Below are 18,397 nucleotides of genomic sequence, written 5' to 3'. Positions count from 1 at the left end.
AACCATTAAAAAGATAGCTTACGATTGGCTATGTTTTTTAAACATTTGGCCAAAACTAATTCCACCGTCATCTTTTGGTCTTTCCCATGCTTCAAACAAACTAACTAAACCATTCACCAACTGTTTATCATAACTAATTGAACCAAAAGGAAATGATGTTAAATACTCAGCTTCTGAGTCTAAAACATGTAGAACAATTACAGCAAATTCATTTTTAACAACAATAAGTTCAAAATTACCGTCAAGTATCCCATCCTTAATCCCATAAAAATACTTTTGCTGATCTTTCGCAATAATCTTACGGTAATTATTTACAGAAGTTCGATCTTGTTCATCATGCATCGGTAAAAAGCATTTCAGTTGTAAATCAGTATTCTGTTTAGTCTTAATTTGCCCTAAAGCATTAATAAAAGTATTGAATCTTAGTGATTTACCCCAAAAGACATCATCTGGCGCTAACCAGTAGATACTGCTGACTTGATGATTCTTAGCAATGCTTTCTTTAATTTTATTCAATATAATCTTTGAATTGCTCTGACTATAGCAAGGACCAATAAACAAATGATTTCCATCAGATGATTTACTTTCAATAGGATTAATACTATCAAATAAAGCATTAGGTGCTAGAAAACGGCCATCCTTAAAATATTGATTAAGTTTTAACTGCTCAAACCCATCTAGATTATTCAAAATATCACGAATATTGTTACCCTTTTTACTTTGCCCCAATGCTTGATAAGTTTTATCTTTGAGTTCATCACTCATAATCGAGTCCAAAACTTTTATGGCTTGTGGTTCAGCCTGAGCATCAACATGAAGATCGAGCGACTTACGAACAGTACATTCTTTAACCTTTTTCACTGTACCCATTTTATAAATACTAGGTCTGCCTTCTATTTTCTTTAAGGTAATAATATCCTCTTCGATAAGTTGATAAAATTGCTTCTGAAATCGGTCCCTAACGATATTTTCACTATTTGCAGCATGAGTACTAGTCGCAATCAATTTAATGCCATACATATTGTTATCTGGCTTTTGAGCAATATAATTAAAATTGGTTAATTCATAGATCAAACTGTGAGTATGCTCCAAAATAGATGCAACTTTCGGTATTGAATCTACCGTGGTGAAATATTTCATTGATTTATTAGTCAAATGAAAAAGTCCATCTTGCTGAAGCTCAACTTCATTATTAGTAATGAGTTGATCTAATACAATGCGAGACTCTCGCTGATTCATGCCTAAAAATTTAGCGATATTCTTCACAGACAATGGGCTTATACGCAATAAACGCATAATCATAGAATCTATGAAGTTAGGCATTTGACTTGATGTATAACTAAAGTTTACTTCAAACTTTTGAGAAGGAATTAAGATATCAATATCATGATAAGGAATACTATAATTACTCATGATTGCCACCTCGATTCGAACTTGTTTTATATTTAAATTTCAATGAATTGGGATTCTTAGTTGGTGCAAGTTTCTGATCAGCAATATATTGATAATGCTGATCATCATTTGTACGCTCCAGGATATAACTAAGAACCAATCCTAATGGACTTTCTTTATGTCTTGGCATATCCCATAGACGAGATGCACCAAAAATTACCAACCGATCCATCGCTCGAGATAAAGCCACATTAATACGATTTGGCATATTCATAAAACCAATTTTATTATCAGAACTATTACGTGTAATAGATAAAATAATAATTCTGTTCTCTTTTCCTTGATAGCTATCAACAGTATCGATTTTAACTAAGGATCTAAATTCTTCATCCCAAGACTTCGAATTAAATTGCTTACGTAAATATCGTTTTTGCTCGCCGTACATACAAATAATACCGATAGGTGGCTCATTTGGCTTTGATCTGTCTTTTAACTCTTTCAATAATTGCTTATCTGAGTGAATTTTCTCTAACAATGCCATAATCTTACGAGCTTCATGTTTGTTATAGAAAGTTGTACCTACACCATCACTATACTTCTCAGACGTATCAACCCATGTCACTGTAGATCGTAGTTCTTGAACTGAACATTTAAGATAGATATTCGGCACAACTCGTACCATTTCTCTTGTATAAGGCTTCTCAAATGGTTCAATTACCTCAGTTTTAAGTGGGTCATCATAAAAACAATCCGAAACCATATTACCTATTGCAGGGGCCATCCGATATTGAGAAAGTAGTTTCCCTTGTACCACCTTCCCATAAGGTGAATTAAATAGTCTCTCAAAATCACTTTTCAGATTTGCCTCTATACGTTTTTCTGAAAATCCTAATTTACGTGCCAATGCCTTAGCATGTTCTGGTGAATACAAAGGAGGCAATTGTTTATGATCACCAACTAATAAAATACGTTTAGCTGACTGCATTGCGATAGCTAATTCTGAAGAAATTGATCGCGCAGATTCATCAATAATGACCCAATCAAATGTTTGATTTGCAATATCAATCGAATGATGCCCAATCCCGACACAAGTCCCGCAGATGAATTGCCGTGTCTTGGAAAGATAAGTCTCATAGTTGGCATTTGGACTATCAATCAATTGATCATAATCAAATGCAATTTGTACAAGTGCTTTGGCATTATTAGCAGCTTTACCTTGCACCTCAAAACTCTCATCCAACATTTCCCAGATTTGACTTTCTCTATCTAAAATCTGGCGGCTATTCAATCCAATTAAAGAAGTATGTAGCTCTTGCGAATAATCTTTAAGACGATCAATCAGCTTAGCCGATAACCCATTCCACTCAGTTTTAGACAATAATTTTTCATCTTCAGACTCTGTTGAAACCAACATTCTTGATAGGTGACCAAATAGATTTACCTTCAAAAATAAAGCGCAAGCTAAATATTCTTTATCAACTCCGATAGACTGGCTCAAAGATAGAACTCTATCTTCCATCTCAGTTAAAAACAAATGACGATGTGTAGAAATAATAGAGTCTGAATACACATCTTTTAAGTTATTTGATACGGCATTTTCTCTATTACTGAAACGTACAATTTCTAATGGTGTTTCTAAACGCTGAGCGTGTTTACGAATACGCTCAGCAGCAGTATTAACAGCTTCATGCGATTGACTAACCATTAAAACATTATTGGCATTTTGCTTTTCAAAAACATAATGAACAAAGGCTGCGATAAATTCAGTTTTACCTGTTCCTGGAGGACCTTGTAAAATTGAGACTGGACCAAAGTTAATTAATTTACGGAATGCTTCACGTTGAAGGTCATTCAGACTGACAACTACTTTTCCATTTTGATCTTTCTGATCGTATCTTTCAAAGTCTTTATCCGAAACAGTAATATTATAATTCTTGGGGATAATTTGTGAAGTCGGCTCAAAATAGTCAACTAAATTGGGGATATCAGATTGTCGTCTTAATATCTGTTCTAATGCATTTTTACGTTTAAGAAATGATGATTTATCCGCCTTAGTACGTAAATATAAAACTTGTCCTACCTTAATTTTATCAGCATATTTTACGCCTTTAACTCTTAACTCCCCAGCTAAAGAATTTTGAATATCAATATCACCTACACGGAACTCTCTATCCTCACCATTAAAATCAATAGTCTTATGGATTAAGCTAATTAACGCATCTTTCGGAAATTTGTCTAATACATCGTTATCATCTTCATATCTTGCAATATAAATTTTGGTATCAACCAATTGCAACGGTTGTGATAAAACAATGTATGGTAAAGCTTCAGTCTCTGTTTCTAAGATTGCCTTCCATAATTTCTTTGTATCAATATTTAAAGCAGCTAGCTTATTAGTATCATTATGGACATAGTCTAATGTTATCTTATTTACAATTTCATCTGTGACACAAGGATCCTGTGAATCATGAATTAGTAACTGTTGATCAATATCCAATACATCAGTTGACTGAGGAAAATCAGTCTCTAATTCTAAAATATCCTCTTGGTCATTAAACTGATCTTGCAAAATATCATCAATTGCAGTTGAAAATTCCTCCAAATTAAACAGGAAACTAGATAGTTCTGTATAATCTGGTCTACCAATTGAATGCTCAATATTTAAGTTAATATCTATTTCTAGCACAGCCTGATCTATGACGTAATGTGGCACAACATCAGATTCACGTACGCCTGTCACAAAGCGAATACTTTTGCTATTAGGATCTATAATAAAATGAATTGAACCCCCAATCCCCTGTAACTTGACCATAATGTCATTACCATTACGACCCTTCTCTAAAGCTGCATAGATACGCTTATTATCGGCAAAAATCTGTAGCTCAGTGAATTTATCAGGTACTGGAATACGAATGGTTGGTGTATCGCTGTTAATTTGCGTAGTTTCAATACTTTCCAATAGACGATTTAAATCACCTAAAGGAAACTCTGTTTCATTGAGCTCAAGTTTTACAGCATCACTAATCCATTTAAAATCTGTACTATCATCACCTATTTTAAACCTTAGGATTTGGCAAACCATATACATAATGGCATGGTTATGGCACTGCTCACTGGTAGGATTTTCGATATGTGCAGGATAATATTCACTCTTATGATCTAAGTATGGTCTGATATCAATAATATCATTGAAAACAAAACTGCTGTTTTCTGAGTTGAACAGCACACTATCATGATTAATGCGACCAATTGGTAAGCCCAATTTATGTAAATGGATGATCGCCTCTACCAAGTTAGCAGCCAACTGCAATCTGCTTTCTTTTTCAGCTTCAATTTCGTCAACTTTTACACCCTCAACAACATCACAAACAACAAATAAAGATCTAGACTTTGTTGAAATACCATATCGTACTAAATTCGGTAAATATGATAAGTTTTGGGCTGTAGCCTCTTTAAGTCGCTCAAAAAAATGTTGATATTTAAGAATATCACTTGATGAGAATCTATCCAAATGAACATCTGACCATTCTTTTACAAGATGATCACCTGAACGATATAAAGTGGTTTTATTATCTACATCTTCGTAGATTTCATCCTCCTCTGGATAAATCTTATATATTTTATCTGCTGTAACATATTCCTCTAATAATGCAACGTCAGCAATAAACTCTACTGCTTGCGTAGGCCTTTTCGCATTAAATTCTCTAAGCAATTGACTAGCATCATTAATTTCAAAAGTAATTGCCTTTTTTACTAAGTCAGCAATCCAATGGTCACTATTAACGCACACATTACTTATTGCTTTAGCAGTTAAACGATTATTCTCCCATAAGTGCCAAGCAACTATTGCTAACATATATACGTCTTTTTTAAACGCAGATACATTTGCTAATTTGGCTTGAAAATCTCTTGGAAGAAATGTAAGACTTGATTGTAAGTCTTCAATCTGATTATCGATATTTTCTGAATTAGAAGTTAAAAAGTGTGAAATAGCGACATCTTTTTGAGGAGAAATCCAAATACAGTGTGAATTAATATCTCCATGTGAAATACCTAGATTATGCATTTCAGCGAATTTACTCACTAAAATTTGAATCAAATCTAATTTATCTTCCTCAGACAAATTAGGGTTGATTCTAGTGATAAAATCATTAAAACGAAGATGACTTTGCCGATATTCAACCAACTCATTGTACTGTTCAGTAATTTGATCCTCTTCAGGCATGATCAAGGGTACAAGAGCAGTCTTATATAATTGGTTACTTTGCTGAAATTCGGCACTAATGATACGTTCATGATTTAGTAATGCAGCCCTTTGCTTTGGTGATTGAAGGCTCATTTCCTTAAAGTTAGCAAAATACCATTGTCTGATTAATGCTTTATCAGAACGAGAAATGGTCGATATTGCCTCATACTCTGTATAAATTTTTTGAGGATGAGCAAGGAGTTCTTCCTCCTGCTTATACTTTTGAACAATAACCTTTTTAGGTTGTGTGTCATTAGTAACAAAGATTTTATCGATTAAGCCAAAGTCCTTATCTAAATGTTGAGCATTTGGATGCGGTTTAAATTCTTTATTAAATGCAATTTTGTTAGAAAATTTGATAAATTTATCAATACTAATGACATGATTAGCTTCATCCTCTGGTAATCCAGAAAAATTTACTTTTCCACACATTACAACAAAAAAATAAACTCTAGGGACAAATCCTGGATTACCTGTAAATTTATCTTTAAGTGCTTTAAGCTTATTGACAAGAATGAATTGTTTTTGGCGTGTTAGTGAGACTGGGGAAATTCCCATATCACGTTCATCCATATACCAGTTGCCATTTACAGATTTTATTGATTTACCATTCCAATCCTTCAACTCAACAACTATTACAACACTGTTTGTCACCAAGATTAGGTCAAACTCCCCCTCTTTCTTAGTAATTCGATCCACCAAAGTATAGCCAGCATAACCATACCAAGGGCTATATTTTCTCATTTCATCTTCAACACTAAATGCTTCTCTAATTTTATCAATAGCTTTAGTTTCATGCTGATGAATCCCATTTGCTTGGGTTTTAATAATTAAAGACATAAAAAATCCATAGAAATAGATAGAAAAATCCATAAAATTTAAAAAATTATGAGATTTACTAATTTTGTTAAGTGTAAAATTTGGTTTTTGGTTATGGGCTCTATGCAACATCAATATTGCATTTGCTCAAATTTAGGTGATTTTTGTTAGTTATCTTTCCTTGGCTTTATTTTAGCCAACAATAATTTATGTATAAAATGTAAATGCATTTACGACGTAAGTAAAGTTCTTTTTCTAAAATTTAGTTTCATGCATTTTTATATTTAAAAAATAAAGACTGTGATAATTTAATCTAATAATTAATCCCCATGTTTTACACAGGGATTCTGTATCAATTTAAAGCCTTCACCGACTGCTGCAAACCTTTCTGGATACACTGAACATCGGTCAGATCATGCGTTTGCTGGTGCTGCTCTGGCTTCTTTTCATCATTATAAAACTCCTCAACAATATCCAAGCCCTCTTCACCGCCTACTTCAAAGCTGGCATTACCATAACCCTGCCTTGCCACATGATCTAATGCTTCCTGATAAAATCCTACTGCCTTGCTTTTTTCACTGATTTGCTTTGCATTGGTAATCGCTTCCTGCAAATTAATGCCATCACGTAAGGTCAAATCCACGTAATAAATCGGGATACGATAGCTTTGTGCAGTGCTCTTACCTCTTAAGGTCAGTTGCAGTGGCAAACACGAAAGTAAACCATTAGAAGCAGCATGGTAATAACTCAGTCGTGCTGCTAGTGTGCGAATGCTATTAAAACCAGTGGTTCTAAAAATAAACGTCCCGAGTTCATCCGATTCATCTAGATTGACATGTAGTCGTCCATAAGGCTTACAGTTGCCGCCTTGTGCCAATGGACATAGGTCAGGTGAAGGACATGCATGCTGTTCTACACCTTGATTGGTCAGCCGTTGGCAAGTTTCTCCATTACCTACACAAATGGGGCGTCCTGTTTGGCGGTCAAATAAACTGTACTCTGCCCGCAGGTTCAGTTCAGGATCATTAAAGATCATCCGTACAGGAATAGAGCGTAGTTTTTGATTCGGTGCTTTAGCTCTGAGCTGTTCATCAAGTGGATGCTTCACCCAACCATCTTTATTTTGGATTTGGCTGGTAATAGTAAATTGGTCATCCTTTTCAGGCAGACGCTTACCGTTCTTTTCGACCACTTTACCGATACTAATTCTGCCGAGTATTGGCGGTGTAATCGCTAAACCTTTTATCATGTTGTTTGTCCTATAAATAAAATTTTACTGCTTACCCCTTGTTATGTAAGTAAACAGAAATATGAAAAGCTATGACTTCGCAAAGACTGCCATTTGGGTTCACCACACCTTCGGGTGTTGGTGAATCGGGGCGGTTTTTTGCACTTTTTAAGAGAATGGATATTTCATAGATATATAGCCGTGATGGATTCAATCATCGCTATAAATCGGCTTTGTTGCACAAACCTATCTGTAAAGGCTTTTTCAGCGATATAATTTTCAAATGAAGAAGCCTACACACAAAATCTACCGCACAACCAATTGGCCCGCATATAACCGAGCACTCATTAATCGCGGAAATATTGCCCTTTGGTTTGATCCTGCTACGCAATGGTATGCTCCATCAAAAGGCAAACAAGGGCGAAATCAAACCTACTCCGACGCAGCCATCCAATGCTGCTTAATGATTAAATCCTTATTCCGTCTATCTTTACGTATGGTCACTGGCTTTGTGCAAAGTCTGATTAAACTTTGCGGATTAAATTGGACCGCACCAGATTACAGTACGCTTTGTAGAAGACAAAAGCATATTGATATTGCAATCAGCTACCAAAAAAGTAGCGATGGGCTGCATCTACTCGTAGACTCTACAGGGATGAAGTTTCTAGGTGAGGGCGAATGGAAACGCAAGAAACATGGAGCTGAATATCGTCGCCAATGGCGTAAACTACATATTGGTATAGATGCCAAAACCCTACAAATACGCGCTATTCAGCTCACAACCAATAATGTCTGTGATTCACAGGTGCTTGGTGATTTACTTAATCAGATTCCACAAGATGAGCAGATTGACTCTGTTTATACCGATGGAGCTTATGACACCAAGCAATGCCGTCAGGTCATTGCAGATCGGCAAGCACATGCGGTGATTCCACCTAGAAAAAATGCGAAACCATGGAAAGATACAAAGAGTAGCTCGCTAGAGCGAAATGAATTACTTCGAACAATTAAACGTTTAGGTAGGACACTATGGAAAAAATGGTCAGGCTATCATCGCCGAAGTTTGGTTGAGACTAAAATGCACTGCATCAAATTATTAGGAGATAAACTCAGTGCAAGGAGCTTTGATAGCCAAGTCAATGAGGTTCATGCACGTGTAGCAGTCCTCAACAGATTTACGGAATTAGGTCGACCACTTACCCAAGTTACGCCTTAAATTTGGCTCAATTAGGGGCGCTTTGCCTTTCAAATCTTTGTGCAACAAAGCCCTATAAATCTGAAAGCGTCGTGTCCCTGCTTTGTTTTGTGGAAATTGCTCAAGCATTTCGGGATGAAGTTTGAGTACAGCCTTACTGTCTAAAGCAATCGAGTCTTTAGATCGTTTCCACGTCACTGAACCATTGGCAAAAGTTGCTCGTTCAGCATCTTTCATTAACATCTGAATTTGATGCTTAGTTTCATCAAAGCTGTTTTGGTGTTTTTCAATATGATGCTTTTCTTGAATCAGTTGAGCAAACAACTGATTGGCTTGTTCATTTTGACTGAGATCTTCGATACTGAGTGGAATATGTTGAGGATAGAGTTGCTGAATGGCTTTAGCTGCCGACTCACTGGCATCAACTGAAGGTGGCGTGTCATTTTCCACACATTCCCAAAAGTAACGCTCTGCATTCATAATATGTTGAATGACTGATTCACTGCGTACCACTTTATAGATACGAGTTTCATGACCACAGATCAGCACACAAATATGCGCTGCCTTTTTGCCTGTTACAGCGAGTTGATGTTGCACCTGACACAATACATATAAAGGCACACCATCTCGCCACAACTTTGCGCCATGTTCACCTGCGGTTTTACATTCTAAAATCTGGACTTCATCACTGCCTACGACTGAGTAATCCAAATTTGCCAACATAAAATGCTTATCTGCTTCGGGATGTTGCAACACTGCATTGATGCGACGTACCTTATTGTTGGTATGCATGCTGTAATATTCAGCGACTAAAGGTTCAAGTTGTTTGCCCCAATATAAAGGAGCATGACCTGTGCTTTCATCTTCAATGGATTGTTTAACTCGACCTGTCTTGATCATCCACAGCTCTAGCATCGACATGTAGGGATTGAGTCCACAAGCTGCGGCACAATCGCTACTGCCAATACCTTGACGTCTGACTTCAAGCCATTCTGCTTGAGTCATATTTTTGGTATTGACCAAGCGTTTGGCTGTGAATAGCTTTGGGGCAATAAATGGGGTACTTACCTGTTGTATAGATGGGTTTAAAATTGCGGTGTTCATATTGAAGTCCTGATTTTTGAGTGGTATAAAAGGATGTGAGTGATAAAAAATGGGCATAAAAAAACCACAGCCGAAGCTATGGTTTTCATAATTTTTAAAATTAAAGATTCTCTTTAAAAATGCTCAGTTAGGTCTAACTTTCCATGACTGAAATTTAGTTTTTTACATGATCAAATCATGCTTAACGCTTGTTCCAATCCTCGTTGTTTGATTGATGCACCTGCACCAAACCAAGCTGAATCAAGTCGATGGTCAGTGCTCATAGCACGACGTTCATGGTCGATAAATTCAGTGATCGAGCACAGTAATCCATAGGCGGTATCTTTGGCTGAAGAGAGGTTTGCTCCTCGTCCCTGACCATTAAACATCTCCATAGCTTTACTCATCGACTTGGCATTCGGTTCAGATTTTTCCTTGCCATTGGCTTGTGCTTGAGTGGCAACATCTCGATAGAACTGAATAATGTTGTCTTCTTGGTCAGTGATGCTCATCGTGGTGTTATTAAACACAGCATCGAAATAAGCGGCTGCTTCATACTGGGTGACTTTACGTTGACTGAGTTGTTTCATCTCATACATGTGCTCATCCCATGTACGAACTGAAATACCGAGTTGTTGTTTGACTTTATCTGCATCAAACTTGGTACTGTGAGGAACTTTCACCACCCCTGCACTGCTGTTCTGACCTTTCAGTGCAATCGCCAACGTGTTATTACACACCACTCGGATTAAGGTAAATTGTGCGGTGGTAGCAAGAGTTCCATCACAAGCGGTAGCTAGAAGAATATAGCCATTACTGACATCTTTACCTTTGAGTGATGAAGTTTGTCCTGTGCGTGCCAATGCCCAGAACTTTTTACCGCCTTTAAGTACCCCTGCGGTTTCCAATTCCAAACCTGATTGCTCAGTCAGGTCACGATAGAATTCTAAAATCTCTCTCGGTTGGACTTCCTGAAAGCGTTGACTGACGACTGATAGTGGTGCATGAGTATCGGAACGATAAAGTACTCGTTGTTCTTCATAAGGCATGATGATGCTTTGTCCTCGTTCATTCTGTGCCATATAACTGACATTAGAGGATTCGATCCGCCAATCCATGCCTGCTTGTTGTGCCCAGATTTCTATCGGTTGGTTTTGACTTAGTTGATTACCTAGACCATGCCAAGGGGTATCACCGACATAAGCCATTTGTTCAAGTTGATGTGCCATAGTTGTATTCCTTTTAAATTAAACTGAAATTTGAATCTGTGTGGATATGAATATTCTTTAGTGCAAAAGATGAGTTGGAAATTTTTGGTAGCAATTGTGGCAAAAGCACAAATTCTGCTGTGATGATGTGCTTTGTTCAGTGAATGAATTCAACACACTACCCAATACTGTTCCTGCAATTCCACCGACAATCGGTGGCAGATTGAAAGACTTTGCGACCGTGGTTCCCAATGCACCCAATGTGGTCGGTGTGACCAAATTGGTTAAGGTCGTATTTGATTGTTGTGTACTTGCTTCAACCAATATCACATTTGTTGAATGACAAAAGGGACAGCTCAAGCTCATGGCTCGACTCCTTAAATTTTGGGCATAAAAAAGCCTGCTCGATGGCAGGCTCTGTTTTCATATTTTCATGTCCTCTCAAAAGAGTTTCATGATTCTCATTAGTATGTTATGTATATGAAATTATTTGGAATATAGCCCTGACCAAGCTATTATTTTAATGATCTCAAAGAGTTGATGCTCTTACCGTCATTTCCCGCTCTTTTAAAGAGCCGTCGGTCTAGTTTTCACTGCTTTAATTTACTGCAAAAGATTCTCATTTTGATGGTCTCTAATGACTGTATGCAGACGAACAAAACTTGATCTGAGATCATCACTTACAAGAGGACAAGCTTTACTCAAGAAAGCTGAACAACCTCGTTTTTATTTATAGTTATAACTTTCAAATAAGATGGAAAATTCCCATGAATACCAGCAATAACCCTACAGGAAGCAATACCTCAACAGCAGAGACTAAGTTTCTTGAAATACCCATAGTTCAATTTGTCATTTTTATTATCATCACTGGCATTTACTTTTTTGGTATCTATCATTTTTTTGGGGTTGATTTTAATAAAATAAAAGCACTTGAACCCAATGCCCTTGGGGATTTTCTAGCGGGAACATTTGCCCCATTAGGATTCATTTTATTAATTCTAGGTTATATGCTCAATACAAGCGCCTTGAAAATTCAAGCCCAAGAACTTAGAAATAGCGTACAAGAACAGCAAGCATTAGTTGAAACAGCTAAAAATGAGTATGATTTGCTGATCACCCAATATAATCAAAACCAAAGTAATTTAGCTAATCAACGTAGCGATCAAGAGTTAAAAGATGAGCTGAATTCAATGCCTGTTATCCAGTTTAAATTCGCAGGAAATTACAACTATTTTGAAGTCATTAATATCGGCTCTCCCGTTATTGATATTTCTTTAATTAAAGACCAAAACATTGAGCATATGACCTCTTACATTCCTGTACTGAAAACGAACACCACAACACGAGAAGTCACAATTACAATTTCTGCAAATAAAGACGCTATCTTTAGTTTTGAAATGGTATTTAAGACGACTAAGGGGTTAAAATATAAACAAAAATTTAAAAATGACAGATCAGAGTTTGATCATAATTTATTTATTATTACAGCTCAAAATGACCCTGAAAAAATTGAAATTATAGACTGCTAATCCGTCTTAGCATCATCAAGATATATTTCCACTTCATCATGAAGTGGAAATATACAAATTCAATCAGTACTCTTGGATTCTGCTTTACTTCCATAATCAATGATCTAAATGTCTCAAGCAATGACCAACCTCAAGCCTGCACAAGCATTAAATATAAATCGATCATTTATTGTCATTGTTAAATAACCCCCTAACCTCACATAAAATGCATTTTCTACCTTTGATTTTATTTGTTTTTTCACACCACTTGATTGACTCAGCGAAACCTTAATTTTATCATTCAACTGCTGACCTACATCGTCAGTCGGTTTTAGCAGACCGTTCAGCCAAAGCACACTAAAAAGTATATCTTTTTGGTGGGCGACCCTGCGTGCCCCCTCTGCGGCGGAACGGGAGGGGGACACCTTCAGGTGTGCTGATCCTTTGGCTATCAGTCTGCTAACCCTCTTTCGTTTCGCCACCATTATTTAGCAGTAACGTGGTGAAGCTTCTTTCATAGCCAAAGGAGTCATACCCATGACTAAGTTTTTCCTATCTATATTGTTTTCCCTGAAACGATTTTATATTTCTCTGTTGCATTAACAGCATTCATAAATTTTTGCTTATTTGACTAATCTAAACGCTGTCTAGCCTTGGAAAGCTTTGTTGCATCTACACTTTAGTCCATTCAGCAAAATTTATTACACATCAAATAACACAATAAAAAATTAGGGGAAATGATGAAAATTCAAACTTCACTTGCACTCATCTCTGTTGCATTAATGGCTTCAGGTTGTGCCAGCAAAACCGAACGTCAATTTATCAGTGGTTGTAAAACAGGTGGCATTGATGGCAGTACCTGTTCATGTATTTACGACAAACTTGAAAATAAATATGGGGAAGATGGGCTTAAAGAAAACCTCTACACCTTGCAGCAAACTGAATCCTTCCAAAAAGATATGGTCAATATTTCCTATCAGTGCATGAAGGAATAACCATGAGAACACTTGCTGGCATCATCTGCATCATTGCAGTGATTTGCTTTTTAGGTTTGCCATTTATTGGCTTCATGATCGTGATGGGACTATTTATCGCATTGGCAAAATATGCAATTGGGGGAAAGTAAATGAATTCAAATATTAAGACATGGATGATTAGTAGCTACTTGGTGATTGGTTTTTTCTTTGCCATCTATCAACACTTTTGGGGACAGTATAACTACAAGCCATTTACTTACAATTTGGGGCAAGGCTTAGTGTGGCCTGCGGTAATGTTTCCAGTCATCGGTAAAATTGTAGGTGGTATCTTGATCCTATTATTCATTTGGTTCGTTGTTATTCGACCTAAGTTATAACGGAGTGCAATCATGAAAAAAATACTTTCCACAGTAGCACTTTCAACTTTACTGCTCGCTTGTGGCCAAAACAATCAGCCAGCTCAACAAAGTGCTACAGATCAAGCTAAACACAGCTCATCTAATACTGCTACACAAAAGGAGCAATCTAAATATGCTCCATATAGTAAGGAAGAGGTTGAAGCCAAAGTACAAGCTTTAACTCAGATTGTAGAAAATGATACCGAGTATTTGCCTGCTGCGGTCAAACAAGCTCAGTCATTTCTTGAGAGTTGGGAGAAATATCCTGAAGCGCTCAAATCCATGATGGAGTCTGATCTTGATCCAAACAACGCTGAATATAGCAATCATATTCCCATGGAAATGGAACAGCCTGCATTATCTGTTCGTGCTCAAATTACCAGTCGTGAGTCACAATCTGCATTTAATGTACAAGGGGCGATTGAATATATTCTAGAAATCCAGTCGACCAACGATCAACCTTTTGTTTTACAAGGTATGAGTATTAATCGTGGTCGTTGTGGTTATTACACCGCAGATTTCCATAGCAAGATGCCTGTACAAATGAATTATAGTTCAACGGTATCGTACTTATTGAAATGCCGTGGTGATCAAGTCCTTGAGGCTGAATTGACAACCGACCAAGGTAACGTGAGTTTGTCTTTTTGATGTTAGGAATATATAAAATAGAGAACATGGTATTAACAGTGTTCTCTATTCTCAAAATGACCTATTCTTTATATGCCTCTTCGCCAATTTACATCAAACTGGCTAATTCCAAATGTTTTCATATTCAGAGATGTCTTGGCACTAAACGTTGGTCTACTTTTTTAGGATTCACAAACTATATACCTGCACGAAAAGCATTCTCACGTTGTTTTGGTTGATCTCTATGGATCATTCCTATACCAAGCAAATCATTAACCGCAAACTTTTCTTTGTTCTCTTTTCGATTACAGTTGAAATAGCTCCCTTGGTTATCTTATTCATAAGGTCATTGATGATTATAACCGTGAGTCATTGGATATATTGATTGACTTCTCATTACCTGCTGAACAGGTACTAAGAGGGCTCGACCAACTCATTGCATGGCGAGGAAAGCCCAAGCAAATCAGATCCGACAATGGCCCAGAATACATTAATGATCTCATGGAAAAGTAGTGTGAAAAGCACAGTATCGAACATGTATTCACGCAATCTGGTAATCCACAGCAGAACGCATATGTTGAACGTTTTAATCGTACAGTACGTTATGAGTGTTTGAATCAATATTTATTCATAGATTTAAGCGAGGCTCAAGACTATACAACTGCATGTCTGCACTTTTATAATCATGAGCGACCTCACATGTCAGTTAATGCTAGCCCACCTAATTTTAAACAATGATAAGAGGGTTGGTTTTTCTACTCATTAATTCAATTAAAATGGGGGTATTACCGCGCATCCTAATAGCTTTACTTAAATTTTGTAATAAAGAGAACACTTCATATGGCAACAGAAGCAAAATTTCGCGAAGATCCTGATCTAGCATTTCTACAATATTCTGATTTTCAAGATCTTAAGTTATTATCAAACACTTTAATCGCTGATAGTGAAGGTACAGAACAATGGACAGGGGGGCTTAAAAGCACACTTGTTAAAAACATGAGCATGTACTCAACTGAAGACGATTTATATAAAAATAGCTGGAAAGCAATTGCTGCTGAAATTCAACTATTTGGCGGAGATACAGTAGTCAACCTTGTCAGAGGAAAAGGGGTTGTATATCGTGAACTACTAGAAGATGTTGCAAAAAAAACAGGTGTAGATTTCCATAAAGATACTTCTGATATCAGTCTTCTTGAAGAAAAAGTACTAAGAACCCTTTTTGGTCGAATCACTCAACTTAATGAGCTGGACTTCATCAATAAAAAATTGAAAGAAAAAGGATACTTAGGACTAACCTCAATTAAAGAAAGCCCTCTTAAAACGATTAAAAATAGTCTTGGAGGTGGAACCGCTTCAGGTACAGCTGGTGGACTTTTAGCTGGATTAAATATGGCTAAAAATTTTATTAAGGTAAATCCATTCGTTGCAGCCGCAACATTACCTTTAACTGCAAAAGATATTACAGCTCCAGCTTATCGCGTTACGATACCTGCTGCTTGTATTGTTGCGATGATGAGGATTAAGCATGAAGAAAATAAAAATAACTACAATGAGTTCTAAGGTATCAGTATGTTAGATAAAGTATTTAGTTACGACATCGAAAAATTCTCAAAAGAGCTTTTAGTAGCTATAGCAAATGACCAGGTGATTTTTAGAGATGGTGTTGCCTACTGGAAAAAGGGGCTCGAACATGTAGGCATTATTCAACATATTCCTTTAAAAGAAGTCAGTTCTGTAGGTGTTGAAACTTTTGTTCAAGGATTAGGCTCTTTGCAATCAACATTACAAACCACAATTGTTGCAGCTCAAGCTATTTCTACTGCGACGTTAATGGTAGCAATGGTTATCCAAACTCAAATTTTAAGTAAAAAAATTGAGGCTGTAAAACAGTGCGTCTTAAAGGTTTCTCAGGATATCATAGAACAAAACATTTTATTTTATACAGACAAAGCGAGCGAGTATTTAGCTTCACTACAGACTTTTAAATTACTACTAGACAAAAGAACCCCACTTACAGATGTTAATCAGTTAGCTAATAATACTTTGTCATCCTCTATACAGCTTAAAAATCATTTAATCTCCTTTATTGGAAACCTACTAAGTTTAGTACAAACTCAAAAAATTAGTTCACAACAACATGTTGAGCTAATTATGCAATTTATCCAACAAATGATGGAAATACTACCCATTGGAATGCATCTAGAATTTATTCTTTCGCATCGACTAAATCAAAAGGAGTTTTCTCAAGTTTTGATTGAAAATAGCCATCGCCAATATTTAGGCTTGTTTAGTCAGTACCGCAATTATCTCAATGAGATTAACAATGGTCTGAAAGAGTTTCGGATAAAGCAAGATCAAGTTCCATTTTTTGAGAAAATCAGGCTACCTGCAAAAAACTTGTTCCAATATTCAATACATGTAGAGTTACTTGAAAAGCCTGCGAAAGAAAGAATCACTTATATAAAATCACAAACTGACTCTAAAGAATTTTAAGCTATAGTAGTTCCACAGTTTTCTATTTACTCAAGTACCGTTGTAATCAGTTACTTGAAACTATAATGGTTACAGATTTTTGTCATTTTGATATCAGATTGCACAACATAGAGAACATGACTATCAGTCATGTTCTCTAGTGAAAAATCAATATTTATAAACCTCTTCGGTTTTTCGAATCGATCACACCTTTACCGAAACTGCGCATGTTTGACTTATCTTTTCCTCTCGGATGCTGCTGCTCTTTTTCACAATTCACTAGATAAGGGGCAGCATAATTAAGAAAGTTAAAAACTTCATGCTCAACATCACGATGAATCATGCCAATGCCTAATGTTCCCATCGCTTTATATGTATCCATATAGTCAGGATGGTTACAGTTAAAAATATAACCACAGCCATGTGTAATCTGCTCCCAACACTCACCTACCCACTGCCCCATTTCAAAACCACTTCGATGTACATTCCCATCGTACATAAGCAGAAGATGGCAGTGATAGCCTTTGCTAACACCATGCTCTAATGCCCATGCATAACCCTGCAAAGCATTAAAGCAAGTATCCTGATCTGCGATTCGACGAAGCAAAGTGTCTAATGCTTTGTTAAATGCCTGAATGTTGTATAAGGCTTGATATTCCTGAAGAATGGATAAATCCACACGTACAACTAATAGTCTTGCATAATGATTGATCAATGAGGATGTATAGTCGAATAGGCTTTGCTGATTCTTTAATTCACGTTGTTGAAAATCGATCAGTTGCTGTTTTACACAGCCTGATAATGACTGGATGTAAGTCAAAATATGCCAGACGGTCATCTCATCCAAACAGACTATACAATCATAGTCTGCCTGTGGCATTAGACTGAGTGTGTGATCAACGATGTTCACCACCTCAATGAATATCTGCACTGTATTGCAATAGAAAAAATTAGCGTTATAGATTGGCTTAAATGACTGAACTAATTTTTGTAGGTCTATCATCAGGTTTTGAGGATACAGGTCATAACTACCTAAGCAAACCTCTTGAATGAAATGGTCTACTCCTGCCAGCACTTCGGCTTCATGGTAAAGCTGATCATATGGATTATTTTGAAATTGAACATTTTGGTACATTTAGGTTCTCACTGAAACATAAGGTTCATATGTAAGTGAGGAATATATTTTTTTACTGATCTTAATTCTAAAGCAGGATGCTGTAGTCATCCTGCTCTACTGAATATGC

At 36.5% G+C, this 18,397-nt stretch carries 14 protein-coding genes and 3 pseudogenes; 9 read left to right on the top strand and 8 right to left on the bottom strand.

Going from position 1 to position 18,397, the window contains the following annotated elements; all coding sequences use genetic code 11:
* Nucleotides 1–18 precede the first annotated feature (18 nt).
* The 3 genes from F896_RS03450 to F896_RS03460 form a co-directional block, all read right to left on the bottom strand.
* Nucleotides 19–1,413: a hypothetical protein gene (locus F896_RS03450; protein WP_005146766.1), complete on the bottom strand. Its 1,395-nt coding sequence runs from the start codon at nucleotides 1,411–1,413 to the stop codon at nucleotides 19–21.
* Nucleotides 1,406–6,478: an AAA domain-containing protein gene (locus tag F896_RS03455; protein ID WP_005146767.1), complete on the bottom strand. Its 5,073-nt coding sequence runs from the start codon at nucleotides 6,476–6,478 to the stop codon at nucleotides 1,406–1,408. The genes F896_RS03450 and F896_RS03455 overlap by 8 nt, the downstream gene beginning before the upstream one ends.
* A 331-nt stretch (nucleotides 6,479–6,809) precedes the next feature.
* Entirely contained in the window at nucleotides 6,810–7,706 is an 897-nt protein-coding gene (locus F896_RS03460; RefSeq protein ID WP_005146768.1) for a recombination directionality factor, read from the bottom strand.
* Nucleotides 7,707–7,968: 262 nt separating this feature from the next.
* Here F896_RS03460 and F896_RS03465 point away from each other — a divergent pair, with 262 nt between their 5' ends.
* Nucleotides 7,969–8,901 carry an IS5 family transposase gene (locus tag F896_RS03465; RefSeq protein WP_005064486.1) on the top strand — a complete coding sequence of 311 codons (933 nt, stop codon included), beginning with the start codon at nucleotides 7,969–7,971 and terminating at the stop codon, nucleotides 8,899–8,901.
* 54 nt (nucleotides 8,902–8,955) lie between these two features.
* Here the strand turns inward: F896_RS03465 and F896_RS03470 are convergent.
* The 3 genes and pseudogenes from F896_RS03470 to F896_RS03480 all read right to left on the bottom strand — a co-directional run.
* Nucleotides 8,956–9,984: pseudogene (locus F896_RS03470) on the bottom strand (YqaJ viral recombinase family protein); the annotation flags it as partial.
* A gap of 170 nt (nucleotides 9,985–10,154) precedes the next feature.
* On the bottom strand, nucleotides 10,155–11,192 hold the full coding sequence (locus F896_RS03475; protein WP_005146770.1) for a DUF932 domain-containing protein: 1,038 nt from the start codon (nucleotides 11,190–11,192) through the stop codon (nucleotides 10,155–10,157).
* A 57-nt stretch (nucleotides 11,193–11,249) separates the two neighbouring features.
* Nucleotides 11,250–11,537: a hypothetical protein gene (locus F896_RS03480; RefSeq protein ID WP_005146776.1), complete on the bottom strand. Its 288-nt coding sequence runs from the start codon at nucleotides 11,535–11,537 to the stop codon at nucleotides 11,250–11,252.
* A 401-nt stretch (nucleotides 11,538–11,938) separates the two neighbouring features.
* On the opposite strand from F896_RS03480, the gene F896_RS03485 reads away from it, so the two are divergent.
* The 5 genes from F896_RS03485 to F896_RS03500 all read left to right on the top strand — a co-directional run bounded on the left by F896_RS03485 (nucleotide 11,939) and on the right by F896_RS03500 (nucleotide 14,702).
* Nucleotides 11,939–12,700 (top strand): hypothetical protein, encoded by a 762-nt coding sequence (locus tag F896_RS03485; RefSeq protein WP_005146779.1) that lies wholly within the window; start codon nucleotides 11,939–11,941, stop codon nucleotides 12,698–12,700.
* 719 nt (nucleotides 12,701–13,419) lie between these two features.
* Complete coding sequence (locus F896_RS03490; protein ID WP_005146782.1) at nucleotides 13,420–13,674, top strand: hypothetical protein; 255 nt, start codon at nucleotides 13,420–13,422, stop codon at nucleotides 13,672–13,674.
* A gap of 2 nt (nucleotides 13,675–13,676) precedes the next feature.
* Entirely contained in the window at nucleotides 13,677–13,805 is a 129-nt protein-coding gene (locus F896_RS21355) for a hypothetical protein (protein WP_005146783.1), read from the top strand.
* Nucleotides 13,806–14,033, top strand: coding sequence for a hypothetical protein (locus tag F896_RS03495; protein ID WP_005146785.1), 228 nt, complete (start codon nucleotides 13,806–13,808; stop codon nucleotides 14,031–14,033). It begins immediately after the preceding gene.
* A 12-nt stretch (nucleotides 14,034–14,045) separates the two neighbouring features.
* Entirely contained in the window at nucleotides 14,046–14,702 is a 657-nt protein-coding gene (locus F896_RS03500; protein WP_005146787.1) for a hypothetical protein, read from the top strand.
* Between the two features lie 68 nt (nucleotides 14,703–14,770).
* On the opposite strand, the pseudogene F896_RS21305 reads toward F896_RS03500, so the two are convergent.
* Nucleotides 14,771–15,015, bottom strand: a pseudogene (locus F896_RS21305) (hypothetical protein); the annotation flags it as partial.
* Here F896_RS21305 and F896_RS20560 point away from each other — a divergent pair.
* From F896_RS20560 to F896_RS03510, 3 genes and pseudogenes are all read left to right on the top strand, one after another.
* Nucleotides 15,012–15,419 (top strand): annotated as a pseudogene (locus F896_RS20560) (integrase core domain-containing protein); the annotation flags it as partial. The pseudogenes F896_RS21305 and F896_RS20560 sit on opposite strands and share 4 nt — an antisense overlap.
* 102 nt (nucleotides 15,420–15,521) lie before the next feature.
* Nucleotides 15,522–16,241 carry a YaaW family protein gene (locus F896_RS03505; protein ID WP_005146790.1) on the top strand — a complete coding sequence of 240 codons (720 nt, stop codon included), beginning with the start codon at nucleotides 15,522–15,524 and terminating at the stop codon, nucleotides 16,239–16,241.
* A 9-nt stretch (nucleotides 16,242–16,250) separates the two neighbouring features.
* Entirely contained in the window at nucleotides 16,251–17,174 is a 924-nt protein-coding gene (locus F896_RS03510) for a hypothetical protein (protein WP_016164779.1), read from the top strand.
* Nucleotides 17,175–17,328: 154 nt separating this feature from the next.
* On the opposite strand, the gene F896_RS03515 is transcribed toward F896_RS03510, so the two are convergent.
* Nucleotides 17,329–18,288 carry a YagK/YfjJ domain-containing protein gene (locus tag F896_RS03515; RefSeq protein WP_016164778.1) on the bottom strand — a complete coding sequence of 320 codons (960 nt, stop codon included), beginning with the start codon at nucleotides 18,286–18,288 and terminating at the stop codon, nucleotides 17,329–17,331.
* Between the last annotated feature and the right edge of the window lie 109 nt (nucleotides 18,289–18,397).

Source organism: Acinetobacter genomosp. 15BJ, from assembly GCF_000400715.1.
GTDB lineage: Bacteria > Pseudomonadota > Gammaproteobacteria > Pseudomonadales > Moraxellaceae > Acinetobacter.
This window is presented reverse-complemented; position numbering and strand designations above follow the sequence as displayed.